Origin of the sequence: Streptomyces noursei ATCC 11455, assembly GCF_001704275.1 — a bacterium.
In the GTDB taxonomy this organism is placed as follows: Bacteria; Actinomycetota; Actinomycetes; order Streptomycetales; family Streptomycetaceae; genus Streptomyces; species Streptomyces noursei.
On sequence record NZ_CP011533.1, the window covers coordinates 9,067,555 to 9,091,761 of the forward strand.

Annotated in this window: 25 protein-coding genes; 10 read left to right on the forward strand and 15 right to left on the reverse strand. The window is 69.5% G+C overall.

The features are described 5' to 3' along the window. The first annotated feature begins 39 nt into the window (after nt 1–39). Nucleotides 40–879, forward strand: a complete 840-nt coding sequence (locus SNOUR_RS38960) for an NAD(P)H-binding protein (protein WP_067356716.1) — start codon at nt 40–42, stop codon at nt 877–879. Nucleotides 880–920: 41 nt separating this feature from the next. Here SNOUR_RS38960 and SNOUR_RS38965 read toward each other — a convergent pair whose 3' ends face one another. Further along, nucleotides 921–1,733, reverse strand: coding sequence for a helix-turn-helix transcriptional regulator (locus tag SNOUR_RS38965; protein WP_067356719.1), 813 nt, complete (start codon nt 1,731–1,733; stop codon nt 921–923). A 71-nt stretch (nt 1,734–1,804) separates the two neighbouring features. On the opposite strand from SNOUR_RS38965, the gene SNOUR_RS38970 reads away from it, so the two are divergent. Next, nucleotides 1,805–2,521 carry an SDR family oxidoreductase gene (locus SNOUR_RS38970; protein WP_067356722.1) on the forward strand — a complete coding sequence of 239 codons (717 nt, stop codon included), beginning with the start codon at nt 1,805–1,807 and terminating at the stop codon, nt 2,519–2,521. A gap of 236 nt (nt 2,522–2,757) precedes the next feature. Here SNOUR_RS38970 and SNOUR_RS38975 read toward each other — a convergent pair whose 3' ends face one another. The 5 genes from SNOUR_RS38975 to SNOUR_RS44935 all read right to left on the reverse strand — a co-directional run bounded on the left by SNOUR_RS38975 (nt 2,758) and on the right by SNOUR_RS44935 (nt 7,490). After that, entirely contained in the window at nt 2,758–3,855 is a 1,098-nt protein-coding gene (locus tag SNOUR_RS38975; protein ID WP_067356725.1) for a polyprenyl synthetase family protein, read from the reverse strand. Next, complete coding sequence (gene ispG / locus SNOUR_RS38980; protein ID WP_067356727.1) at nt 3,852–5,039, reverse strand: flavodoxin-dependent (E)-4-hydroxy-3-methylbut-2-enyl-diphosphate synthase; 1,188 nt, start codon at nt 5,037–5,039, stop codon at nt 3,852–3,854. Before ispG ends, SNOUR_RS38975 begins: the two co-directional genes overlap by 4 nt. Continuing rightward, nucleotides 5,036–6,355 carry a transketolase C-terminal domain-containing protein gene (locus SNOUR_RS38985; RefSeq protein WP_312635355.1) on the reverse strand — a complete coding sequence of 440 codons (1,320 nt, stop codon included), beginning with the start codon at nt 6,353–6,355 and terminating at the stop codon, nt 5,036–5,038. The genes ispG and SNOUR_RS38985 overlap by 4 nt, the downstream gene beginning before the upstream one ends. Further along, complete coding sequence (locus tag SNOUR_RS48760) at nt 6,352–6,885, reverse strand: 1-deoxy-D-xylulose-5-phosphate synthase N-terminal domain-containing protein (RefSeq protein WP_312635356.1); 534 nt, start codon at nt 6,883–6,885, stop codon at nt 6,352–6,354. The genes SNOUR_RS38985 and SNOUR_RS48760 overlap by 4 nt, the downstream gene beginning before the upstream one ends. Nucleotides 6,886–7,325: 440 nt before the next feature. Continuing rightward, nucleotides 7,326–7,490 carry a hypothetical protein gene (locus tag SNOUR_RS44935; protein ID WP_312635357.1) on the reverse strand — a complete coding sequence of 55 codons (165 nt, stop codon included), beginning with the start codon at nt 7,488–7,490 and terminating at the stop codon, nt 7,326–7,328. Nucleotides 7,491–7,810: 320 nt separating this feature from the next. Here SNOUR_RS44935 and SNOUR_RS38990 point away from each other — a divergent pair, with 320 nt between their 5' ends. Further along, nucleotides 7,811–8,725, forward strand: a complete 915-nt coding sequence (locus SNOUR_RS38990) for an RNA polymerase sigma-70 factor (RefSeq protein ID WP_067356728.1) — start codon at nt 7,811–7,813, stop codon at nt 8,723–8,725. 135 nt (nt 8,726–8,860) lie between these two features. Here the strand turns inward: SNOUR_RS38990 and SNOUR_RS38995 are convergent, their stop codons facing one another. Next, the gene (locus SNOUR_RS38995; protein ID WP_067356731.1) at nt 8,861–9,268 is read right to left on the reverse strand and encodes a nuclear transport factor 2 family protein; all 408 of its coding nucleotides are present in this window, start codon (nt 9,266–9,268) and stop codon (nt 8,861–8,863) included. A gap of 210 nt (nt 9,269–9,478) precedes the next feature. Next, on the reverse strand, nt 9,479–10,279 hold the full coding sequence (locus tag SNOUR_RS39000; protein WP_067356733.1) for an alpha/beta fold hydrolase: 801 nt from the start codon (nt 10,277–10,279) through the stop codon (nt 9,479–9,481). Between the two features lie 36 nt (nt 10,280–10,315). Between SNOUR_RS39000 and SNOUR_RS39005 the strand changes: the two genes are divergently transcribed. Together SNOUR_RS39005 and SNOUR_RS46660 are read left to right on the forward strand one after the other, a co-directional pair. Then, entirely contained in the window at nt 10,316–10,954 is a 639-nt protein-coding gene (locus tag SNOUR_RS39005) for a TetR/AcrR family transcriptional regulator (protein ID WP_067356736.1), read from the forward strand. 67 nt (nt 10,955–11,021) lie between these two features. Further along, nucleotides 11,022–11,366, forward strand: a complete 345-nt coding sequence (locus tag SNOUR_RS46660; protein WP_159426013.1) for a hypothetical protein — start codon at nt 11,022–11,024, stop codon at nt 11,364–11,366. A 386-nt stretch (nt 11,367–11,752) separates the two neighbouring features. On the opposite strand, the gene SNOUR_RS39010 is transcribed toward SNOUR_RS46660, so the two are convergent. Together SNOUR_RS39010 and SNOUR_RS39015 are read right to left on the reverse strand one after the other, a co-directional pair. Continuing rightward, nucleotides 11,753–12,499, reverse strand: coding sequence for an SOS response-associated peptidase (locus SNOUR_RS39010; RefSeq protein ID WP_067359156.1), 747 nt, complete (start codon nt 12,497–12,499; stop codon nt 11,753–11,755). A gap of 273 nt (nt 12,500–12,772) precedes the next feature. Continuing rightward, nucleotides 12,773–14,197 (reverse strand): amidase, encoded by a 1,425-nt coding sequence (locus SNOUR_RS39015; protein WP_067356739.1) that lies wholly within the window; start codon nt 14,195–14,197, stop codon nt 12,773–12,775. A 94-nt stretch (nt 14,198–14,291) separates the two neighbouring features. Between SNOUR_RS39015 and SNOUR_RS39020 the strand changes: the two genes are divergently transcribed. The 5 genes from SNOUR_RS39020 to SNOUR_RS39045 all read left to right on the forward strand — a co-directional run bounded on the left by SNOUR_RS39020 (nt 14,292) and on the right by SNOUR_RS39045 (nt 17,802). Further along, nucleotides 14,292–14,963, forward strand: a complete 672-nt coding sequence (locus SNOUR_RS39020) for a TetR/AcrR family transcriptional regulator (protein ID WP_067356742.1) — start codon at nt 14,292–14,294, stop codon at nt 14,961–14,963. A gap of 198 nt (nt 14,964–15,161) precedes the next feature. Further along, on the forward strand, nt 15,162–15,947 hold the full coding sequence (locus SNOUR_RS39025; RefSeq protein ID WP_067356745.1) for a hypothetical protein: 786 nt from the start codon (nt 15,162–15,164) through the stop codon (nt 15,945–15,947). 847 nt (nt 15,948–16,794) lie between these two features. After that, nucleotides 16,795–17,121, forward strand: coding sequence for a PadR family transcriptional regulator (locus tag SNOUR_RS39035; RefSeq protein WP_067356751.1), 327 nt, complete (start codon nt 16,795–16,797; stop codon nt 17,119–17,121). Further along, nucleotides 17,118–17,474, forward strand: a complete 357-nt coding sequence (locus SNOUR_RS39040; protein WP_067356753.1) for a DUF1048 domain-containing protein — start codon at nt 17,118–17,120, stop codon at nt 17,472–17,474. Before SNOUR_RS39035 ends, SNOUR_RS39040 begins: the two co-directional genes overlap by 4 nt. A gap of 1 nt (nt 17,475) precedes the next feature. Further along, complete coding sequence (locus SNOUR_RS39045; RefSeq protein ID WP_067356755.1) at nt 17,476–17,802, forward strand: DUF1048 domain-containing protein; 327 nt, start codon at nt 17,476–17,478, stop codon at nt 17,800–17,802. Nucleotides 17,803–17,836: 34 nt separating this feature from the next. On the opposite strand, the gene SNOUR_RS39050 is transcribed toward SNOUR_RS39045, so the two are convergent. The 5 genes from SNOUR_RS39050 to SNOUR_RS39065 all read right to left on the reverse strand — a co-directional run bounded on the left by SNOUR_RS39050 (nt 17,837) and on the right by SNOUR_RS39065 (nt 23,674). Then, a complete protein-coding gene (locus SNOUR_RS39050; protein WP_067356758.1) occupies nt 17,837–19,063 on the reverse strand; it encodes a L,D-transpeptidase in 1,227 nt (408 codons plus the stop codon). A 542-nt stretch (nt 19,064–19,605) separates the two neighbouring features. After that, nucleotides 19,606–20,157 (reverse strand): CHAP domain-containing protein, encoded by a 552-nt coding sequence (locus SNOUR_RS39055; protein ID WP_159426014.1) that lies wholly within the window; start codon nt 20,155–20,157, stop codon nt 19,606–19,608. A gap of 428 nt (nt 20,158–20,585) precedes the next feature. Beyond that, nucleotides 20,586–21,509: a hypothetical protein gene (locus tag SNOUR_RS39060; protein ID WP_079143180.1), complete on the reverse strand. Its 924-nt coding sequence runs from the start codon at nt 21,507–21,509 to the stop codon at nt 20,586–20,588. Between the two features lie 441 nt (nt 21,510–21,950). Next, a complete protein-coding gene (locus SNOUR_RS46665; RefSeq protein ID WP_159426015.1) occupies nt 21,951–22,682 on the reverse strand; it encodes an FAD-dependent oxidoreductase in 732 nt (243 codons plus the stop codon). 2 nt (nt 22,683–22,684) lie between these two features. Then, nucleotides 22,685–23,674 carry a terpene synthase family protein gene (locus SNOUR_RS39065; RefSeq protein WP_067356763.1) on the reverse strand — a complete coding sequence of 330 codons (990 nt, stop codon included), beginning with the start codon at nt 23,672–23,674 and terminating at the stop codon, nt 22,685–22,687. Nucleotides 23,675–24,207 lie beyond the last annotated feature (533 nt).

Genomic DNA, 24,207 nt, shown 5'->3' on the forward strand with positions numbered 1-24,207 from the left:
GTCCCCGCATCACCTGACCAGCAGAAAGAAGCAAGCACCATGATTCTGATCACCGGAGGCCGCGGCGCGGTCGCCACCCACCTGATCAGCCTGCTCCACCGCGACGGCCGGCCCGTCCGGCTCGGCTCCGCCCACCCCGACTCCCTCAACCCGCCCGCGGGCATCCCCACCGTCCGCCTCGACCTGACCGACCCGTCGACCTTCCCCACCGCCCTGACCGGCATCACCAGCGTCTTCCTCTACGCCAACCCCGACCACATCACCGACTTCATCGACCACGCCCACCAGGCCGGAGTCACCCATGTCGTGCTGCTGTCCTCCTCCAGCGTGCTGATCCCCGACCCGGACAGCGACCCGCTCGCCAAGTCCCACCTCGACGTGGAACAGGCCCTGCTCGCCTCGCCGATCACCACCACCATCCTGCGGCCCGGCTCTTTCGCCGCCAACGCCGGTGCCTGGGCCTGGCCGGTCAAGGCCGGACGCCCCGTCAGCCTGCCCTTCCCCGGCGCCCACAACGACCCCATCCACGAGAAGGACGTCGCGGAAGCCGCCCACGCCGCCCTCACCGAACCCCGCCACCGCGGCGGTCGGTTCGTCCTCACCGGCCCCGAGTCGATGACCTTCGCCCAGCAGATCGACCAGCTCAGCACCGTCACCGGCCGGCCCATTGCGATCAACCGCGTCACCCGTGAGGAATGGAAGCGGGAGACGGCCGACCACATCCCCGCCGTCTACGCCGACGCCCTGCTGAACTGGTGGGAGTCGAACGACGGCAAGCCCCTCGCCGTCACCGGGACCGTCGAGGAACTCACCGGCCACCCCGCCCGTTCCTTCACCACCTGGGCCACCGACCACACCGCCGACTTCACCACCTCCTGAGCCCATCGGCGAAGAACCCTGCGCGGCCCACCGCGGTCCCCTCAGACCGCCGCGGCCAGCCTGCGCAGGGTTCTGGCCGAGGGGGATCCGGGGTCGGCCGTGATCAGGACGACCTCCTGATCGTCCTCGGGGACGAGGAGTACGTCGCAGTTCAACCGAAGGCTGCCCGCCGTCGGGTGGTCGAGGATCTTGGTGCGGTGACCGGGGGCGTGCACCGGGCGGGTCTCCCAGAGTTGGCCGAACTCCTCGCTGCCGGCGCGCAGTTCGGCCAGCAGGGCGGCGAGCTGCGGGTCGTGCGGATAGCGGTCGGCGGCCCGGCGCAGCCGTGCCACCACGATGTGCCCGAACTCCTCGGCGCTGGAGCTCTCGGGCATCCGCCCTTCCGCGAGGAACCGGCGCCGGGCCAGGTTCGTCGTTCCCCGTCCGAGGTCGCCGCCCAGCAAGGCATGAGCCAGCGGGTTCCAGGCGACGACGCCGCACGTCGCGTCGGTGACGATCGCGCCGGTCTCCGGCAGACGCTCCAACATCCGGGCCACGTGCGGGCGTACGCGTCGTACGGCGCCGGTGGCGGGCGGCGGCGCGCTCGTTCCGGCCAGACGGAACAGATGGCTGCGTTCGGCCGGCGTCAGACGGAGGGCCTGGGCCAGCGCGTCCAGGATGCGGGGTGACGGGCGGGGGCCGCGGGCCTGTTCGAGGCGGGCGTAGTAGTCGACGGACATGTGGGCCAGCTCCGCCACCTCTTCGCGGCGCAGTCCCGCGGTGCGGCGCGGGGCGTTCGTGGGCAGGCCGCACTCGTGCGGACGCAGGGCCGAGCGGCGGTCCCGCAGGAAGCGGGCCAGTTCCTGCCGTGCCATGGTCTCTCCTCCCGCTGCCTGGTACAGGTTGTCCCTGGCAGGCCGGTCGCCGTCAGGGGACCGTGGCTGTCATGAACGAGCGCACAGCACTGGTCACCGGTGCCAACAAGGGCATCGGCCAACATATCGCCCGCCTGCTCGCCGCGGAGGGTTTCCGCGTGTACGTGGGCTCCCGCGACGCCGGGCGCGGGCGGCGGGCCGCCGAGGAGATCGGCGGCGCCGCACGTCCGCTGGTCCTCGATGTGACGGACCCGGACAGCATCGCCGCAGCCGCGGACCAGGTGGACCGGCTCGACGTGCTGGTCAACAACGCGGGCATCTCGCCCTCGCTCGCCCCGCCGACCGAGACCGGTACGGACGAACTCCGGCGCACGTACGAGACCAACGTGTTCGGGGTCGTCGCGGTCACCAACGCCTTTCTGCCCCACCTGCGACGCTCCCCGCATCCCCGGATCGTCAACGTCTCCAGCGGAACCGGATCACTGACCTGGAGCACGAACCCGAACCCCCAGTTCTCCGGCGGCCGCGGCGGCGCGGCCGCGTACCGGTCGTCGAAGGCCGCCCTCAACGCCCTCACCGTCCTGTACGCCCAGACGCTGGCCGAGGAGGGTGTCAAGGTCAACGCGCTCGCCCCCGGTTTGCGGGCCACCGACCTCAACCCGCGGGCGGCCGCGGCGGGCGGGGACCCGGCGGAGGCCGCGGCGGGAGCCGTCCGGCTGGCACTCCTGCCGGACGACGGGCCGACCGGCGCGTTCTTCTCCTGGGACGGAACGCCCGTGCCGTGGTGAACGCGGATCGTCCCTCCTCGACCCGCTGGCCCAGGGCGCCACCGGCCCCGGTCACACTCCGGAGCCCGGCGAGGGCCTTCACCGCCTGGTGCCCTTCACGAGGTGGTGCCGGGGGTTTCGGGGCGTTCCGCGTCCGCCGCGGCCGCCGTCGCGATCCGCGCCACGACACTGTCGGCCAACGCGGAATCCGGTCTCCGTCCCCCTGCGCGGCCCAGACCTCCATGCCGTATCCCCAATCATGCGGTCCGCTTCGTCGTGGTCTCCGCCAGTCGCCGCAGGGAGTTTCGGACCGCTGGGCGAATCGTGCGCGCGGAGCCGAGGACACGGAGGGCGCGTTCACGCCGTTGGTCGATCATGTTCTCGACGTGGGTGCGGGCGCCGGTGACGGTGAGGATGTTGCGGATCTGGGTGGCGTCCGCCTCGGTGACGTGGGGGTTGCCGATCAGACGGCGGAGGACGGTGGCATGGGCCGGTGACGCGTCGCGCAGGGCGAGGGCGACGAGCATGGTGTGCTTGCCCTCGCGCAGGTCCTCGACGTGGGACTTGCCCGTCACCCTCGGGTTGCCGAAGACCCCCAGCAGGTCGTCGCGCAGTTGGAAGGCTTCACCCAAGGGCACGGCGTAGTCGGTCAGTTCACGCAGGAGCCGTGCCGGGGCGCCGCCGAGGACGGCACCGATGTGGAGGGGGCGTTCGCAGGTGTACTTGGCGGTCTTGTAGCGGATGATGGCCAGGGCGCGTTCCAGGTCGGGAGTGGGGCATCCGGTGGCGGTGACGTCCAGGTACTGGCCGTAGATCACCTCGGTGCGCATGGCGTTCAATACTGGCTGTAGCATGATGAGTTGACTGTGCGTCAGTCCAGCTGTGTGCACCAGTTCATCGGCCCAGGTCAGGGCGAGATCGCCGATGAGGAGTGCGCAGGAGGCCCCCAGGCGCTCGGCGAGCGGGCCAGGGCGGTGTGCCGCATGGTGGGCAGCCAGGGCGCGGTGAACGGTCGGCGCGCCGCGGCGGGTGGCGCTGTCGTCGATGATGTCGTCGTGGATGAGGCAGAAGGCGTGGAACATTTCCAGACCGGCCGCCACCCTCACCACCGGCTTCGGTAGCGGCGTCGCGGTGGCCGCCTGCCAGCCGAGCGCGCACAGCACGGGGCGTAGGCGTTTCCCCCCGGCGGACAGGAATTCCTCCAGTGTGCGGGCCGCCTGATCGGGGAGATTGCGAGCTGCGGCAGCGGCGGTCTTCTCCTGCAGGAACTGGCGGAGCACGGTGTCGACGTCGTGGCGCAGGCCGTCGAGGTCCGGCGGTGTGGGGGAGGAGCGGACGGGGAGGACGGCGGTCACGGGTGGTCACCCGCCTCGGCGGTGTCGGGGTGGGGCTTCCTCGTCGGCTCGGCTGTGCTTTTCGGGGTCGGGGCTTCGCCGCTGATCAGGGTGAGTGCTTCGTCGAGGAGGGCGTCGACGATGCGGCTCTCCGGTACGGTCCTGATGACTTGGCCATGGCGGTAGATCTGGCCTTTGCCGTTGCCGCAGGAGACGCCGAGGTCGGCTTCGCGTGATTCGCCCGGGCCGTTGACGACGCAGCCCATCACGGCGATGCGCAGAGGTTGCGGAAAGCCGTCGAATGCGGCTGCCACCCGGGCGGCGAGCTTGTGGATGTCGACCTGCAACCTGCCGCAGCCGGGGCAGGAGACGATCTCCAGTCTGCGGGGGCGCAGGCCCAGGGAGGCCAGGATGTGGCAGCCCGCCGTGACCTGCTCGACCGGGTCGGCCGACAGCGAGACGCGCAGGGTGTCCCCGATGCCCTCGGACAGCAGGATTCCGAACGCGACGGCTGACTTGACGGCGCCCTGCAAGGTGGGACCGGCCTCGGTCACCCCCAAGTGCAGCGGGTAGTCGCAGCGGCTCGCGAGGAGCCGGTTCGCGGCGATCACCGTGAGCGGGTCGTGGTGCTTGACCGCGATCTTCAGATCCTGGAATCCGTGGTCCTCGAACAGCGAGCACTCCCACAGCGCGGACTCCACCAGTGCCTCCGGCGTCGCGGCGCCGTGCTTGGCGAGCAGACGGGCATCCAGGGAACCGGCGTTGACACCGATGCGGATCGGCACCCCGGCCGCCGAGGCCGCCAGCGCGATCTCGGCAATCCGTCCGTCGAAGCGTTTGATGTTGCCCGGGTTGACGCGCACCGCCGCGCAGCCGGCATCGAGGGCGGCGAAGACGTAGCGGGGCTGGAAGTGGATGTCGGCGATCACCGGGATCGGCGACTTCGCCACGATCGCGGGCAGTGCCGCGGCGGCGTCCTGCGTGGGGACGGCGACCCGCACGATGTCGCAGCCGGCCGCGGTGACCGCGGCGATCTGCCGCAACGTGGCGTCCACGTCGGCCGTGTTGGTGGTGGTCATGGTCTGCACGCTGACCGGTGCGCCGCCGCCGACGGGTACGGTCCCGACGTGGATCTGCCGGGAGCGGCGGCGCACCGGAACCTGCGACGAGGGCGGGGCGGCCGGGCCGTGATCGAAGGTGGTCATCCAGCACCTCCGTGCCTCTGAAGGGAGGAAAGCCTGTGCGCGGGCCGGTTGGCGGTTGCCGTGCGGACTGCCTGTACGACGCCAGGGGCGTCCAGACCGGCCTGGGCGAGGAGTTGGGAGCGGGGGCCGTGCGGGATGAAGGCCCGCGGCAGACCGAGTGTGTGCACGGGCGTGGTGATGCCGTGGTCCTGGCACTGTTGCGACAGGGCCGCACCGACTCCGCCGGTCCGTACGCCGTCCTCGATGCTCACCACCACCTGGTGGCGGGCCGCCAGCGACGGCAGGACGGGGTTGACGGGCAGGACCCAGCGGGGGTCTGCGACTGTGCACCCGATGCCGTGCTCACGTTCCAGAATGCCCGCGGCCTCCATCGCCGCCTGCGCAAGAGGCCCGACCGGCATCAGCAGCACATCGAGCGGCCGGCCCTTGCCGCGGTGCAGGATGTCGACGCCGTCCATCGACGCCACGGCCTCGATGGGCGGGCCCGCGGTGGCCTTGGGGACGCGTACGACAGTCGGCCCCTCGTCCCAGGCAACCGCCTCGGCGAGGAGCGCGGGCAGTTGGGCGGCCTCCCGAGGCGCGGCGAGGCGCAGGCCGGGGACCGTGGACAGCAGGCTCAGGTCCCACATGCCGTGATGCGAGGGACCGTCCGGGCCGGTGACCCCGGCCCTGTCCAGCACGAACGTGACCGGCAGCCGGTGCAGGGCGACATCGAGGAGCACCTGGTCGAACGCCCGGTTCGCAAACGTCGCGTAGATCGCGACGACCGGGTGCAGGCCGCCCATCGCCAGACCGGCCGCGGACGTCACCGCGTGCTGTTCGGCGATACCGACGTCGAAGACCCGTTGGGGGAAGCGTTCCCGCATCGGCCCGAGACCGGTTGGGTGCGGCATCGCCGCACTCACCGCCACCACCTCCGGATGCGCGGCGGCCAGCTCGGCCAGGGCCTGCCCGAACACGCTTGTCCAGGAGCGTGACGCACTCCTGGTGCCGCCGCGTGCGGTGGGCGGGTCGGCCGCGTCGACGGTGCGCAGGCAGTCCACCGTGTCCGTCTCGCTGGGCCGGTGTCCCTTGCCCTTGACGGTCACCACATGCACCACGACCGGCCGGTTCATCGCCCGCGCCCGGCGCAGCACGACCTCCACCTCACCTGTGTCGTGCCCGTCGACGGGGCCGAAGTAGACGAAGCCCAGGTCGGTGAAGAAATTCCGGCACGCCCCCGCTCCGCCCCCGTGCCGGAGGGCGCCCAGGTGCTCGGCCAGGGCGCCGACTGTGGGCGCGTAGGAGCGGCCGTTGTCGTTGAGCACCGCGATCACCGGACGGTCCTGTGCCGTGCCAGGTTGTTGAGCGCCTCGAACGCCATCCCGCCCGTCAACGCGCCGTCTCCCGCGATCGCGACAACGGCCCGGTCCTGCCCGCCGGCGAGTTGGCGGGCCTTGGCCAGACCGTCGGCGTATGACAGGGCGGTGGAGGCGTGGGAGTTCGCCACCAGGTCGTGCACCGACTCCGACCGCGACGGGTATCCGGACAGCCCGCCCGGCTGACGCAACCTGTCGAAATTCTTCTGACGTTCCGTCAACACCTTGTGTACGTAAGCCTGATGGCCGGTGTCGAAGACGAGCGCATCGCGTGGGGAGTCGAAGACCCGGTGCAGGGCCAGGGTGAACTCCACCATTCCCAGATTCGGGCCCAGGTGCCCGCCCGTCGCACACACCCGCTCCACCAGGAACTGCCGGATCTCGTCTGCCAGCAGCGGTAGTTGGTCGGCGGGAAGCGTACGCAGCACGCCCGGTTCGGCCACTCGCTCCAACAGCGACAAAGGGCTGTCCGATAGGGTCGTCGCCATCCCGTGCTCCTTCCGCGACAGCGCTGCATCTCAGCCACCGGTCGCGTGCACCTTCCAGGAGACCCGGAACACCGCGGTCGGCGGAAGCCGATCCCGCCGCCAAGTGCGTGAACCTGTTGAAAGGTGGCATCCGGCGAAAGGCCGAAAGGCCCGGCAGTGCAGCGCGCGGAGCTGATCCCGCCCCGACGCAACATGCCTGACCAGGCGCGATACGAGAACCTGACGAAGTCGGCGGCATACACGTGCACGGGGATGGCGCACCCCGCCCACCAGCAGCCCACTCGGTCACCCGTTCTCGTCATCGAACATTCGCCCGCGGTTGTGGATGCCTGCACCGCGAGTGAGTGCGCCGCCCCTGCTGCCCGCCGCTCGCACGCGGCAGCGAAGCCGGCCTGGCCGGGCCCCGCAGGATCCCGACGAACGGGCGCGTCCTTGGGGGACTACTGCTGCGCGGCAGCCTGGCGCAGATGGCGGCTCACGTCGCCGACCAGGTTGATGCGGACCTGACGCTCCACGAAGCGCCACCGTCCAGCACCGCGCTCGAAGCGGCCGTGGTACCGACCGCCGGCGATGGGTTGCAGCGGCAGGTCGGGCAGCGCCTGCAAGTTCTCGATGGCCCGGCAGCTCTACGTGGGATCGGCGGGCATGCGGATGGATGCGGACATGGTCTCCCCAAGGCGAAGACGGGCGATCTGCGAAGACGGACGATCCACGACGGCAGGCGATCTGATCTGCGGCGTGTGAGCCGCAGCGACAACAGGGCCGCAAACGGGCGGTTGTGACACGTAGCTTGCCATGTCGCCGTCCCTGTCCCGGCGCGTGGGCACCGGCAACCCTGGCCTTCGCGATGATGCATCGTATATGGAGTTCTTCGGCCCGTGCCGTCACAGACATGGGTTGTCCGCTTCCCTCGGGGGTCCCACAGATGAACGAAGCCAGCACGGTCGGCAACGACGCCACCGACCCGGCGACCGGGGTGTTCATGGCCCATCGCAACCTGCTCTTCACCGTCGCGTACGAGATGCTCGGTTCGGCGGCCGATGCGGAGGACGTCCTCCAGGAGACCTGGCTGCGGTGGGGCACGGTCGACCTGGGGCAGGTGCAGGACCAGCGCGCCTACCTGGTGCGGATCACGACCCGGCAGGCACTCAACCGGCTGCGCACCATGAAGCGCCGCAAGGAGGCGTACGTCGGCCCCTGGTTGCCCGAACCACTGCTCACGGCACCGGACGTGGCCGAGAACGTCGAGCTCGCCGAGAGCGTGTCGATGGCGATGATGCTCGTCCTGGAGACGCTGTCGCCGACCGAACGCGCGGTCTTCGTGCTCCGCGAGGTCTTCGACGTCGGTTACGACGAGATCGCCGCCGCCGTCGACAAGAGTCCCGCGGCCGTTCGCCAGATCGCCCACCGCGCCCGCCGGCACGTCGATGCCCGACGCCCCCGCCAAGCCGTCTCCGCGGACAAGAGCCAGGCGGCCGTGCAGGCGTTCCAGCGTGCCCTCGAAACAGGCGAGTTGCAGGGCCTGCTCGATGTGCTCGCCCCGGAGGTCGTCCTGGTGAGCGACGGCGGCGGCGTCAAGAAGGCCGCGCTGCGGCCGATCACCGGCGCCGAGAAGGTGATCCGCTTCATCGCCGGTGGCTCGGCCAAGGCCGAGGCCACGCTGACCGGGGACGCCACCGAGGTCAACGGCCACCCGGCACTCGTCCTGCGTGTGAACGGCGAGATCGACGGCGTGATGGCGGTCCGGGTCGAGGACGGTCGGATCGCCGGTATCTACTACGTCCGCAACCCCGAGAAGCTGACCCGCATCGCGTCCCAAACCCCGCTCGTGGTGCGCTGATTGCCGAAAGCGGCGGCGTATGCGCGCGTGCGGGACTCGCCCGTGCCGCATGCCCACGACGTGTGGTCGCGACAGTGACCGCCGTCGTGGGCATGCTCGCCTACCCGGAGCCGCCCCGTTGACCGTGGCTCGCCCTCAGTGCGTCTCCGCGCCCGCCGCTTCGGGGGACGCCAGCGCGGCCTGCATCGCCACCCCGTCCACGTAGGAGTGCTTCTCCTTCACCGCGCCGTTCTCGACCACGACGAAGTCCGCGAGATCGACATCGATCGCGGCACCGGACACCGACGTCCCGGTCAGCTTCCACTGGACGACCCAGAAGTCCTCACCGGTGCGCAGCGAGACGAAGGTGAAGGCCAAGTCCGGGACGAGTGCGAACATTCCGGCCGCCGCCTCGCGGATGGCGGCCCGCCCTCGCACCGGAGCCTGCCCCGAGTGCAGATGGAACACCGAGTCAGCGGTGTGGAGTTCAGCGATGCGGTCGGGATCGCGGGCTTCCCAACAGGCGTGGTAGCGCTCGAACACCTCATGCGTGGCAGCGGTCATGGTGGTCCTCATCTCGACGAGAAGCGGGGTACACCGCATGCAACGTCCCCGGACGGCCACACGTCAAGGTCGTTCGGCCGCGGGAGAGGAGGCAGTTGTCCACCGCCGCGGCATCGTGCTCGGCATCGTGCTCGACCGGATGCGATGTGCGGCGGTCGACCAGTCGCCGTGGACCTCAAACGCAGGACGGCACGTGGTCGGCGCGATTGCTCATCGGGCGGGGGCGAGGCCGTCGAGCAGATGGCCAAGCTCCGTTGGTGCCTGGAGGTGGGCCATGTGGCCCTGGCCGGCAAGTACGTGGACCCGGGCATGGGGGACACGCTGCCGCACGTCGTCGAACGACGTTCCGTAGGGGGCCGTGCCGTGATTGCACTGGCCGATGATCAGATCGACACGGTCCGCCCGTCGCGCCAGCTCATCCGGTGGCGGCGTCGCGTTCAGTGCGGCGGTCTCGGCGTGCACCGGCCGGCTGAGGTGCCGCAAGGCCGCCCACCCTTGACGGTCGGCCCGCAGAGCCTCGACATGTGCCGTATCGAGGCCGGCGACCTGCCGGCTCACGATCTCGACGGTGGCGTCCCAGTCCGCCGTCTCCTCGGCGGTCTTCAGATCCGGCAGTGCATGACTGCCGAACGGTCGCATCACCGGCTCGTAGGCGATCACGTGGTGCAGTGAACGGCCGTTGGCGGCCAGTAACGCGATCAAGCCGCCATAACTCCAGCCGAAGAGTGTCTGCGTGCCTTTGCGCTCGTCGAGGATCACGCCGAGGTCGTCGACCTCCGTCTGTAGCGAATAGGCACTGGTCAACGGCCCCGAGGGGGCCCGGCCCCGGCGGTTGACGACCGTCACCGACGGCCAGGCATCGAGGGCGGTCGCGACGCGACGCCACTCGTGCGCGTCGCTCAGCGCGCCCGGGACGACGACGAGACCCGGAACATCCGGATCTCCGTACACATCGACCGTGACCCAACTGCCGCCGCCGACCGGCAGCTTCTTCTGAATCGTTTGCTCCATAAAGGCATTATGGAGCAAACGCTCTACAATGCAATCGTGCACCAGCGAACCCGTGGACGACCACGAGCCTTCGACCGCGACCGCGCGATCCTCGAAGCCGCCCGCCTCTTCTGGCGACGCGGCTACTCCGGGACGTCGACCCGGGCCCTGACCGAGGCCCTCGGACTCTCCACCTCCAGCCTCTACGCCGCCTTCGGCAGCAAGGCCGGGCTGTTCGAGGAGGCGGTGCGGACCTACGCCGAGCGCTACCGGGAGATCTACCAGCAGGCGGTCGCCGAGAGGGATCTCCGGACCGTCGTCGAACGCATCCTCATCGACTCGGTCCATGAGTTCACCCGGTCAAGTGACGTACATCCAGGCTGTCTTCTCAGCAGCGCCGCGATGACCGACCGTACGAGCACCCTCGACACCAGCGCCTACTACGCCGAACTGCAAGGCTGGAACGAGCAGACCCTCCTCGCACGCGTCGAGCGAGCGATCCGGGACGGCGAGCCGGAGCTGGACGAGGAGGTGGCCGCCGGGGTCGACGCGGCGGCCCTGACCGGGGTCGTCCAATCCGTCGTGCACGGATTGTCCGTGCAGGCCAACCTCGGCACGGCTCGCGAGGGCCTGCTCGCAACGGCACGGCTCGCCCACAAACTGATCTGCCGACAACTCACGTCACCGGCCTCCTGAACCACCGTGACCTCGGGGTCGGCCTACTCGTTGTGCACTGGAGGGCGCCTTGGAGGGGAGGTTGAGGATGGCCTGGATCTGCCCTTTGTGCAGCAGTGCGGACGCTGTGCCCTACATCAAGAGCCCACCCGACGGCCTCTATCCGTTGCCGTGCCTGGACTGCAAACGGAGCGTCGCGGTCGGGCACGCCCCGCTCGCCGAGCTGGTGGGCTGTGCGCCGTGCGGCATCGACGGCTGCACCGGTGTGGTGAGTGACCGGTTTCAGTACGGTGCGCAGGCGCAGCTCATCGGAGTGGTCGAGGGGCGCTGTTCGGTGTGCGGCCAGCGAAAACCGCGCAAGGTGAAACGGGCCGCGACGAGGGGCGGTCGTCGCCATGCGATACCCGATCCGAGAACGCGCATGCCGTCCTGAACGACCAAGACCCGAGGGGGTAATGATGACTCCTGCCTGTCCCACCTGCGAGCAGCCGATGCAACTCAACCAGGCGTCGGGGAATGTGCCCGCCGGCGTGTGGTGGCTCTGCTGCGGCAATGTCATGAGGCGGTGTGAGGGCGAGTACGAGATGCCGGTCGACCATCCGCTGCGCCGCATGGGGATCGTGCGATGAGTTTTGGACGCCACAGCGGAATGCAGGAAGACGAGCCGGACGACAACCTGCAGAAGGAAGGCACGGGCACACACCGTGCCGAGCGGGGCGACGACGACTCCGAGTAGCTGAACCGGGGCCGCGGTCACATCGCCGCGGCTCCGCTACGAGCCCTTCACGGACTGTGCGGCGGCGGCACGACGTGACCTGGTCAGCCCTGGGGGAGCGGAGGGTCGAGCAGGTGGGGGCCGTTGTTGCGGACGTTGTTGACCGCGGTGTTGACGGCCCGCGCGTCGAGGTCTCCGTGCGCGGGTGTGGTCAGCAGCGCCAGGAGTTCGTCGTTGTCGTGGTGTGCGGGGTCCAGCCACTCGTCGTAGTGGTCCGGTGCGATCGCCAACGGCATGCGGGGATGGATGCGGCCTGCTGCGTCGGTGGCCTCGGTGGTGATGATGGTGCAGGTGGTCCGCCACGCCGCCGGATCGTCGTCCGATGCCACAGCGGGATCGCGCCAGAACTCGTACAGGCCCGCCAGTGCCATCACCTGCCCGTCCTCGGGGGTGATGAAGTACGGCTGCTTCCGGGGCTTCGCCGTTGCCCCCTCGCCGGCCGGGAGCGCCTGCCACTCGTAGAAGCCGTCGGCGGGCAGCAGACAACGTCGCTTGGTGAACGCCCGGCGGTAGGCGGGCTTCTCGTGCACCGTCTCCACCCGCGCATTGATCATCTTCGCGCCCACGCCCAGGCTCTTCGCCCACGACGGCACCAGACCCCAGCGCAGCGCACGCAACTGCCGTTCCACCGCTCCCGTGCTGCGGTCCAGGCGTTCCAGCACGGTCCATACGTCGTCGGTCGGTGCCACGTTCCAACTCGGCGCGACGAGGTCCGAAGGATCCCACTGGGTGACCTGGAACAGACCGACCAGGTCCTGAGGACTGCGGGTGGCTACGAATCGACCGCACATGGCGTCCACGATGCCATGGCCTGGCGACCGGCAGCGGTCAGACATCCACCAACACCCATATCGCCCTTCCCCCCCGCGCCGCTGTTTCGCGAGGGGGCTCGCCGTGGCGTGTGCGGTGGGAAGGTCTGAGGACGAGTGGTGGTGGGGTTCAGGGCGACGCCTGTCCTGAGGCAGAGCCCGTTCTGGCCGCGGCAAGGGCTGCGCGGCCGTGGGGGCCATCCCGGCACGGCATGCCACCGCCGGGCCACCCGGGTGGCCCGGCGAGGAGGCGCCTCAGTGGACTCGGTGTCCGCGCGGATCGAGCGGGGTGAGGACGCCGAGGCGCTCCTCGATCCGCTGAGCCGCGTCCAGGCAGAGGTCCTCGCGATACATCCCTGCCATGATCTGGACGCCCTGCGGCAGCCCGGACGCGACTCCGGTGGGTACGGCCACGGCCGGCACCCCTACATACGTCGACGCGGTCACCAACCGCATCGGCGCGAAGGTCGCATCGCGCTCCTCCGGCGTCCGAGGCACCACCGGCTCCGGAACCGGCTGGGTGGACACCGGCCCGATCAGCACCGGGCAGCGCTCGAAGAGGTGGGCCCACGCGCGCTGGACGCCGAGGCGCACGCCGGTTTGCCGGAGGTATTCCTCCAGCCCGACGGCCGGGTGGCGTTGGGCGTCCAGCTCGATGTGGCGGGCGCTGTCGTCGGTGAGCAGCCGCCTGAGCACGGGCCAGGCCACGGAGAACTCGGCCCGCAGCAGCGTGTCGTAGCCGTCGAGCGCGTCCTGCAGCCGAGGCACCTCCACCTCCTCGACGGGGTGGCCGGCGTCTTCCAGGGCTGCTGCCGCCGCCTCGATCGCCGCGCGCACGTCCGGGTGGACGTCGCCCCGACCGCCGGGGTCGGTCACCACGCCGACCCGCACCGGTGCGTCGGGCCGCGGCCCGTACAGCGGGGCAGGAACGGCCCGCGGGTCCTGCGGGTCCGTCCCCGCGAGCACCTCGTAGGCCGCCCGCAGGTCCGCCACCGTCCGGGCCAACGGCCCGTCCACGGGGAAGAGTTGGTGGCCCAGGACCGGCTCCTGGTCGCTCATCCGGTGGTCGGCCGGGAACCGCCCGTAGCTCGGCTTCAGCCCCGCGACACCGTTGAACGTCGCCGGGTTGCGCACCGACCCGCCGGAGTCGTTGCCCAGGCCCAGCGTCGCCATGCCGGTCGCCACCGCGACCGCGTCGCCGCCGCTGGTGCCGCCGGGAGTGCGCTGCGGGTCCCACGGGTTGACGGTGTCCCCGAACAGTTGGCTGACCGTGTGCAGTCCCGCGAGCGCCAGGTCGGGCATGTTGGTGCGTCCGATCGGAATCGCCCCGGCCGCGCGCAGCCGTCGCACCGGGGGCGCGTCAGCCTGCGCGACCCAGTCGCGGAAGTACGGCACGCCGTGTGTGGTCGCCGATCCGGCGACGTGGATGTTCTCCTTCACCGTGAACGGCACACCGGCCAACGGGCCCAGCTTCTCACCGGCGGCCCGTCGCCGGTCGGTCTCCTGCGCCGCCTGCCGGGCACTTTCCGCCAGCAGTCGGCTCACCGCGTTCACCTGCGGGTTCACCGTGGCGATCCGCTCCAGATGTGCCGTCACGACCTCCGTCGCGGACACCTCTCCGGATGCCACCAGCTGCGCCAGCTCCGACGCCCCCAGCGACCACAGTTCGTTCGCCCCCATTGGGCCTCCCTTCGTTTCGAGCAGCAAAGATACAGATCTGTATTTGGATACGAAACTGAATATCGTGGCCTCGGGGGCGTCGTAGGATGCCTGCGTGACACCCCAACGCAAGCGCCTGACCCGTGAAGAGAGCCGGCAGCAGACCCGCGGCCGCCTGCTGGCCGCCGCCGCCGAGCTGTTCACCGAACGCGGTGTCAACGGCACCTCCGTCGAGCAGATCGCCGAGCGCGCCGGCTACACCCGCGGTGCCTTCTACGGGAACTTCGAGGACAAGAACGCCCTCGTCGCCGAACTGCTCCACAACCGCACTCACCACGAAGTCGAGGAAGTACGCGCTCTCACCGAGGACGCCCCCTCCCTCACCGACGCCCTCGACAGGCTCCGGGCCTGGAACCGCGACCGCGCCGAGCACCTGCCCCAATGGCTCGCCCTGCGTATGGAACTCGTCCTGCACGCCCTGCGGAACGACGAGCTGCGTCCGCTGCTGGCGGAACGCGAACTGCTCGCCCGCGATGCCCACGCCACCGGTCTGGAGCAGGCGTTCGCCGCCCGCGGCATCCAAGCGCCCGCGGACCCCGCGTTCCTCGCCCTGATCGTCCACGCCCTGGAGGACGGCCTGCTCATCCAGCGCCTGCTGACCCCCGACGGCATCCCGGGTGACGTCGTCGTGGACGCCTTCGACCTGCTCCTGCGCTCCTGGACCGCACTCGCACAGCAGCCGGCCCCGGAGGCCAAGGGCCAGAACCCGCCGTCAGATCCCGTCTAGCACCGGGGTCCCCTCTGGGCGATGACCTCGGCGTTCGTAGCGGCGGGTGCGTTCCGCCCGGGGCGCGGCGAGGAGCCACCAGCAGCAGGCAGTGACAGGGATGTCCGCGATGTCAGCGTCATCAGCGGTGAAAAGCTGAGTATGCGTACTCATGCGTCTGGCCCTGCCGACCCGAAAGGTGGGGGCGGAGGTCCTGTGATGAAGGAGACCGTGGTGGCCTGGTGGCGCCGAGTCCGCCGTCGGTCGGCTCAGGCGAGCGGACTGCTGCTGGCGTTCGTGCTGGTGGGGCTGACGGCAGTGTGTTCCCGTCGGCCGTCGAAGCGGAAGCTGCGGGCGCAGGCCACGTCGCCCGGAGCGCAGTCCCGCAGGGCGGAGGAGGAGCGGAAGATGCGCGCCCTGATCGAGCACCTTACCGCCGTCGAGGGTCTGGAGCACATACTCACACGCTTCACCGACTGCTGCGCCAGGCCCTACGACGGCTCGATCTTCGAGAACAACCCGTCTCCGTATGCCCTCACATGTGACATGGAAGCGGTCGCCTACTTCGGTGTCCGGGGGGAGATCACCGACGTGCTGCCTCGGATCCGCGCCGCCGGGATCGCGAACTGGGGGCCGCAGGACGGCGAGGGGCGGGACGCACCGCATGCGGCCGGCACCGTGACCTATGCGCTGGACTACCACCGTCATCGCAGCCGGTCCCCGGACGGCGGACCGATGCCCGCGCCGACCCTCGAAGCCCCGGGCCTCCGGATCGACTGGGACCGGCCGGATTCGCCGCTGCCGAACCGCGTCGAGGAGCCCGCCCCATGCCCGCCGGCCGGCTCCGGCGGGATCTACCGGCGTTGCTCGATCATCCCGGAGGACTCGATGGCCCCCATGACAGTGGCGACCGCGCGGGCCCGGTACGGCACCGTCATGACCTTCAGCCTCGGCGGCTACGGCTCCTCCGCGTACAGGTACGTCACCGCGCCCCGCCGGAAGTGACCCGCCGCAGCGGAGCATTGCCCTTCAGCGTCGCCGATGGCGTAGGCCGCACCTGACGCCGAACGGACATCGATGAGAGCGCTCGACTTCCCCTGCGAGGAGAAACCTCCTCGTCTTCCCTCCTGCGTCTCCGGCGAGCAATGACGTTGAAGCCCGGGTCGGGCTGACCCTGGCTTATCCTGATGGATTGTCAACTCCCTCCGTCCGTAGGTTGTTTGTGCAGATCTATCAGCGTGCGCACGAGAGGTGGCAGCCAGTCCTCGCCGGACGGGTGGTGGTGGTCGGCGAGCCGGGCGATGACCTCAGCGGGCTTCGGACGGCCCGCGGGATCGTGATCGAGGCAGCGGGTGACGATGTCGGACAGGCGGGACGGCAACAGGCCGAGGGCGGCCTCGAGGGGTTCACCGACCGCGGGTACGGCGCCGGCGGCGTGGCAGAGCACCATGCCGAAGGCGTACAGGTCCGTGGCGAAGGTGACCGGCGCGCCGGTGAGCTGCTCCGGGGCGAGGAAGCCCCGAGTGCCGACGACGTTTTGATGAAGGTCAGTGCCACCACAATGGCCAAAAGGATGATCACCGGCTGCATCGCTGCTCCCCCTGCCCGTCAGGCCCCAGGTGCCGGACTCGGATCGCGCCCCTGGGCGCCCGCGCCGACGGAGCCGGAGACGCGCTGTGATGCCCTGCGCGGCGACTGGTACCGGCGTGTTGGCGCACTGACCGATTCCACATGGCGACTCGCAGTATGCCGCATCTCAACTCACCTGCGCCGCTCGGCCGGCTACTCCGTGATACCGTATAGTGGTACTCGGTGCTGCGCAGTACTGGGAGGTTCGAAGAGGAGGCCCGCCATGGACGACCTGACGGAGATGTTGAAGGGCACGCTTGAGGGCTGCGTGCTTCACATCATCGACAGCGAGGAGACCTATGGGTACGCCATCACACGTCGACTGAACGAACTCGGCTTCGCCGACGTCGTCGAGGGGACGGTCTACACCATCTTGCTGCGGCTGGAGAAGAACGGGCTCGTACAGGTGACGAAACGACCATCCGGGGTGGGGCCGCCGCGCAAGTTCTATGCACTCAACGATGCGGGGCGCGAAGAACTCGTGAAGTTCTGGGCGAAGTGGGAGTACCTCTCATCACGAATCGACAAGCTCAAGGAGGGCGGGAGATGAATTTCTGGGAGACCATTACCGGCAGCGACCTCACCAGGGAATGGAAGGCGTTCGAGGCCCGGGCCGAGGCGTTGCCGGCCGACCACCGGGCGGCGTGGGAACAGATCAAGGTCCACCTCTCGCCCTACTCGGACTTCACCGGTCGCAACCTGATGCCGATTCTCGACGGTGCCCTGGGGCTGCTCGAAGAAACAGCGGCGGATGGGCAGAGCATTCAAGAGGTGCTGGGCGACGACGTCCAGGGCTTCTGCGCGGCGCTGGCCGGCGGAGAAGGCGCTCGGAGCTATCGCGACCGGTGGCGCGAGCAGTTGAACCGGAACGTCGCAAGGAAATTGGGCCAGCTAGGAGGCTGACATGGGCATCCAGGACATCCTTGAGGGAAAGAAGCAGTGGCGAGCGCACATGGCGCGGGTCAAGGCGCTCCCGCCGGACTATCAAATCGCCTACAAGGAGATGCAGAAGTACTTCTTCAAGGTCGGACCGATCGACTTGCCGGACGGGACCCTGCTGTCAGGGATTGTCGATTTCTTCGAGGAGGGCGTCGCGGCCGGAAAGGGGGTCCTGGAACTCATCGGCAATGATGTCGCTGCCTTCTGCGACGGCCTGGTCAAGGACTCGCGCACCTACGCGGACATCTATCAGGAGTCCATCAGCCGGAAACCCGGCACGGTCGAGCGGTAGGACCGATCTGCGGAACACAGGGGGTGGACGCCGGTCACAGTGCGCTGCCGGCCTGCCAGTCGGACCAGGACAGGTTCCATCCGTTGAGGCCGTTGTCCGGTTTGACGGTCTGCTCGGGCGAGTTCTTGACGACGACAACGTCGCCGACGAGTGACTGGTCGAAGAACCACTTGCCCGGGGTCTCACCCCCGCCGCCCTTGTCGTCCCGCAAGCCGACGCAACCGTGGCTGGTGCCGGTACGACCGAAGACCGAAGGGTTTCCCCAGTAGTTGCCGTGGAGGAAGGTGCCCGAGGCCGACAGCCGCATCGCGTGCGGCACATCCGGAATGTCGTAGGAGTCCCCGGGGTTACTGAAGCCGACGGTCGAGCCGTCCATCCGGGTCCGCACGAGCTTCTCCGAGATCACCATCTGACCGTTGTAGGTCGGGTTCTTCGGGCTGCCACCGGAGATCGGCACGGACTTGATCGTCTTGCCGTCCCGAACCACCGTCATGGTCTGGGTGTGCATGTCGACGGTGGAGACTTGGGACCGGCCGATGGTGAAGGTCACCGTCTTGGACTGCACGCCGGTGAGGTTGCCTCCGCCCTTCACACCATCCAGGTCGATCTTCATCGTGACCTTGGAGCCGGTCTTCCAGTACTCCTGGGGACGGAAGTCCAGGCGCTGAGCGCCGAACCAGTGCCCGACGACCTGCTGGCCGCTGCTGGAGGTCACCGTGATGTGGGACTGGACGTTCTTCCTGTCGGCGATCGACTTGTCGAAGGTGAAGGACACCGGCATGCCGACGCCGACGGTCCTGCCGTCGTCGGGGGTGTAGGAGGCGGTGAAGCTGTGCTGGGGGGAGACCGTGGTGAACGTGGCGTTCTCGGTGGCCGTCCGACCTTCGTCGTCCTTGGCGTCGGCGACCAGCTTGTACTTGGTGCCGCGCGCCAGCTGGGCCGACGGCTTCCAGGAGGTGCCGTCGGCGGCTATCGCTCCCTTGACCATGGCGCCGTTGTCCACCTGGACCAGCCGCACGTCGGTCAGCTTGCCGCCGCTGACCCTGACACCGGTGTTGAGACCGGTGTCGACGGCACCGTCCCGCGCCGAGACCTCGATCTTGATGCCGGACGCGTCCTTGGCTCCTTCGTCGCCGCCCGCCCCGCCGCTCCCGCCGCACCCGGACAAGGCCATCGCGCCCATTGCGATCAGCGCCGAGGTGGTGAGGAGGCCGCGCTTCTGCCGGGCGCGGAGCGGTGCACCAGGCTGCGGCTGCCCCATCGGCAGAGGCAGCCGAGGGCGCAGCGTACGCAACCGAGCACGCGCGGGGTTGTCGGAGGGTGTCACGAGCAGCTCCATACAGGGCGGGAAGGGAGGCGGCCAGGGCTGGCTATGCGATGTCTGTGGCCAACGGTAGGGAGTGCTTCTAAACCGATCTCTTACGACTCGGGGCCAGCACCCCGGCCACCGGCTCCTTCGCTCTGAAACCGTGCCACCCACTCTTGCGACCGCGGTGGAACGCTGACCGGAAGATCAGGAGGGTGCGGTGGGCCGGGTACCCGTCGGAGCTGTTCTGGAGGTGCTGCGGACCTAGTCGGGCCACCGAGCGCTGCCTCATAAGGCGAGGGAAGGGCTGCTGGGATGCATCGCCGCACTGATCGACACGCGGTACGGAGAGCGGGTCACCAAGCGCTACCTCACGGAGCTGCGGATGTCGTGCAGGCCACGCCGCATACCGCGGTCGTTCTGAGACGGTCAGTCGGCGCCACAAACCGCAACGGTTCGCCGGTCGAACCGGCGAACCGTCACGAGTTGTTGGGGGGCTAGTTGGTCGGAGACACGTAGCCGCTGATCGACATGTTCCAGTACGAGCTGTCGCCCACCGCACCGCTGTATGGGCCGTCGTGGTGGACGGAGGAGGACGCAGGGTCGTTGGTGACCTCGTTGCCGCCTATGCTCTCGATGGACCCGTCGGGATTGACCGCCGTGACGATGGCAACGTGATCGGCGTATCCGTTGCCGTTGTAGTTGAAGACGACCGCGTCACCGACATGGGGATCCGGGTGCAGTCCGGCACCGTACTGCCCGAAGCTGCCGGCTGCCGGCGTCAGTCCGTTGACGTTGAAGCCCGCCTGCGCCCAGACCCAGGACGCGAAGTCGGCGCACCAGTTCTCCGGCGAGCCGCCCGCGCCGGTGCAGCTGGAGTTGTACCCCTGCGCGCCGGTGCTGTTCGCGTCGCAGGCATGATGGTCGAGATTCGCGTTCGCGACCGTGACGATGTCGTCGGTCGTGGCCGATGCCGGGCCTGCGGCCAGCATCAGGGACGGTACTGCCAGGGCTGCAACCACCATGCCCCTGACGATGGGGTTCCGCACCTTCCGGAAAGTCATGACTTGCCTCTCTGTCTCAGCCGGATTGGCACGTATCCGCGGTGAACCGGCGCCACTGCTCGGCTGCCGCCCAGGCAGCCCGATGGCAGAGCGCGCGTCTCAGGCATTGCGCACCGCGAAGACGTCAGGAAGGACGGTAGAAAGGCTCGATGGAATCGTCGTGAAAGACCGGGGGAGGGGAGGGCGGTAGATGAGAGAGTGGGGGCTGCTGATGGTCGAACTAGCGGAATTCTGCGGGTTGTTGGTCAGCTTGCTGGCGTTCCAGTGGGCTCCGTCGGCTGCGGCGCTTCCCCGGACGCTGGTGGGTGCGCACCGGACGTCGGCCACACACGCCGACGGGGAGTCGAAGGCGAGAAGGCGCCGGGCCTCTCTTCCCTTCGACTCCCCGTGGGGAGCGAGGCGCTCGTCAGGTGCTACTTGGCGCGAATCGTGAACGGCAGGTTCTGGTAGGAGAACGACGTGTTGCCGGCACCCACCGACACACCTGCCTCCACGTTGACCAGGGGAGCGCCTCCCACGACGGCCAGACGCATCCGGTACACGGCGGTGGCGCCGGGTGCCAGCTGCTTCTTTGCGGTCGGGATCAGCTCGGCGCCCATGCCCGGGTCGCAGCCGCCGGGCACCAACGACACACGCTGCCACCCCTGGCCGGGCACGTACTGCTGCAGCACCAGGTCCTTGGGGGCCAGGGCGCGGCCGTCGCTCTGACCGTAGGCGAAGTACTCGGCGTTGAGCGCCGGGTAGGCCCGCTTGGTGGTGTTCTTGACCGTGAGCTCGAACTCCTTCGCCGCGCCGCCGCGCACCAGGCTGGCGCCGTGCGGCCAGCCCGTGACCGCGGTGGTGGGCCGGTCGACGACGGTGTTACGCGTCGGGGCGCGGTAGGTATGGCCGTGGCCGTCGTTGACCGAGGCGGTCACGGCCAGACGGCCGGGACGGTCGATGGCCTGGACCCGGAGAGCCACCGTGGCGGGGCGGTCGGGGCTCGCGGTCACCGAGAGGGGGAACGAGAACGCCCCCTTGTCCGGCTGTTCGCTGCCGGTGGGTTGGACGTCCAGATCGACCCAGCGGTGGCTCTTCTCGTCATAACGCTGCATCAGGAGCGAAGCCGCGATGAAGCCTTGCGTGGTGACGTCCAGACGGACCGTGCCCTTGGAGACCGGGGTGCGCAGGGTGAGGTTCGAGGACGCCCAGAGGCCGATCGGCGCCTCCGGAGCGAGGCTGTAGGCGAGCTGCTGGGCCGCAGTTCCCGTGACGGCCGGGGCCGGGGTGTCGGTGAGGCCCGTGCCTGGGGCTGTTTCCGCCCTCGATGCGGCGTTCAGCCGCGTTGCCGCAGTCATGGGCGCCGTTGCAGCGGCACCGCAGCTCGGTGCGGACCGTGCCCCCGCAGCCGCCGCCGCGGTGGTCGCCTGTCCAGGAGCCGCCGCCCCGATCAGCAGGGCCAGTCCGCCGACCACCGCCGCCGTGGGGCCGGCGGTCGCCTTCCGCACTCTCACGGACCGTTGCGCCTTACGTGTCATATTGCCCCCACTTCGTGCCGGACGCACCGGTGTGCATCTCTACGGGTGAGGATGTCGATGCTGCAGCACAGGGTTCCCGCAAGTTAATGAAATGGCGGATTCTGATAGGGAAGTTGCGTCTTCGAGCTGACTTGCGATCCTCGACGTTCATGCAGCGTCGAGGCATTATCGACGATGGGACCAGACGCAACCACCTGCTGTCGCGGCGGCCATCCATCGTCGCCGCTCTCTGCCGTCGGTCACGTTGCGTTTCGAGGCTGGTCACCCTTGATCGATCGATCGATCGATCGATCGGGTTCGGGCCGGATGCGGGCGGCTTCGACGGGCCTTGGCCGATCCGTCGACCGACGTGCTTCTCGGAGATGCGCATCGGTGGCGAACCGGCGGGGGCCGGCAATGGGACGTCTCCCTTTCGCTACGCCGTGCCGGAGAGCAGCTTCTGAAGCTGCCGTCAGGGGGGACGGTGGGGCCGTCGGGGGTGACGGTGGTGGCCGCTGTGCGGATGCGTACGCGCACGCCCGTCACGTGAGTGGGGCTCCCGGTCACGCCGGTCACGCGTATACCGTCGCGGATGCGGATACGGTCGAGCGCCGTCAGCCGGTGCCTGAGGTGCGTTTCCAGCAGGGGGCGGCTGAAGGTCCGCAGCGGGATTCCGGTGGGGACGCGCGGCGACCAGCAGTCGGGGAAGCGAAAGGCGACGATCTGCCCGAAGTCCCCTCCAGGGGCGCCCGCCGCGGCCAACTGGCCGTCCAGGCCAGGAAACAGACGCTCCATCACTTCCGCCCCGCGCGCGGTCAGTCCGTGTACGTGGTGACCTTGCGCTACGCCGGGACGCTGGACGGGCGTCGTCGGGAGCAGGTCCTGTTCGAGAACCTCCACCTCGGCGAACGAATCGGCCAGCACGCGTGCGGTGAGCAGGCCGGCGATGCCTGCTCCGACCACCAGGGCCCGTCGTCGTGGCCGGTACGGTCGGAGCGTCATGAGCCGGACCATGGTCAGTGCTCCTTGAGGAGATCGGTGACGAGGGCCGACTCGCCCGGGGGAACCAGCCGCGAGTACCGTGCGCAGGTCCGACTCCAGTGCAGGTAGCCGCTCATGGCGGTGCGCATCGCATCGGCCATCCGGCTCGCGACCTCGGCGTCCTGCCCCGCCCCGGGGGCGGTCAGTCGGCGCTCCAGGGTGCGGAATTCCTCACACCAGGACGTGATCATCCGTTGGATCTCCCGGATGCTGGTGCGCCGGTCGCAGCCCTGTTCGTGCTCGATGACGAGCACCAGGTTGTGGAGATCGCCGCGCGACTCCTCCTTCTCCAGGGAGTGCACGTCGTTGAGGGTGTCCACGACGTCCGCGGTGATGTCCAGCATCCGGCGCAGCACGGGATGGGCGTAGAGATGGTGGGGGAGTTCGAAGCCGTATGCCTTCTGACTGAGGTCCAACATGGCGTAGACGAAGCCCGACCTGCGGCGCAGGGCGAAGTGCTCGGCCCGTGTCGGGACGCGGCGGTGCGCACGGTTGTCGGCCTCCTGCGTGTAGGCGCCGATGTACCACCGCCAGTGCTGCCCGGTGCGTTCCAGCCAATCTGGTGTGGCGCCGTGCGCCAGGCGGCGCCACACCTCCGCGAACGCCGTGACCAGCGGACCGGCGTGCGGCGGGGAGGAGCCATGGGAGGCAATGACAGCGGTGAAGTCGCGGCAGACGACGTCGACTTGGTCGGGTTGATCGGCCAGGGGACTGTCGATGTGATCGTCCAGGAAGGTGGCCACCACGACCGCGTCCACCGTCAGGTCCAGCTGGTCCCGGCTCGCCCCGGGGCACCAGGTGGCCATCAGCCCGGCGATGTCCCAGCGGAGGAAGCGCTGCTCGTCAACGGGGTGGGTCACCAGGTTCTGGCGGCGGCACCAGGCAAGGCTGCGGTGCCGTGCCGCTTCGACGTCGGGGCTGACGCGCGGCGAAAACGGGAGGACGAACACGGTGTCCTGCGGCATGGTGTTGCTTCTTCCGGACGGGGAGCACCCGAGCGAGGCGGTCGGGAGTGCGCTGTCGGCCGACGGCAGTGCAGGGGCCCCGCGGGCTTGGGGTGAGCAGATGGGGCTGGCCCGCCGACTGAGAGGGGCGGGCGGTGCGCTTCCACGGGGTCCGGTGCCTGGTAGCGGCGGAAGGCGATTGCGTCGCGACAGCGTGACTGCATGGAAGGCGCGCCCTTGGGAAAGCCCGACGAGGCCAGTGATGGTGTATGGACCACTCAACTTGCCGTGTCCCGGTGCGACAAGCCCGTTCGGGGGGCGTACGACCGCCCGGTGAGGCAAACGGCGCAGGCGTCGGCGCGCACACCGGGCAACGTCGGCGCCGGCGCAACGGACTGGGCGGTGGTGTGCCGTCCGGGGTCGGTCACGCGAGCCGGGCGCAGTCGAGGTCCTACCCCTGCCTTTCCCGAGCGACGGCGGCCACCCGGGCCGGCGACGCCGCCATGTCTGTGTCGACTTGCCCGTCGACGAACGACGCGACGGCGCGGCTGCGA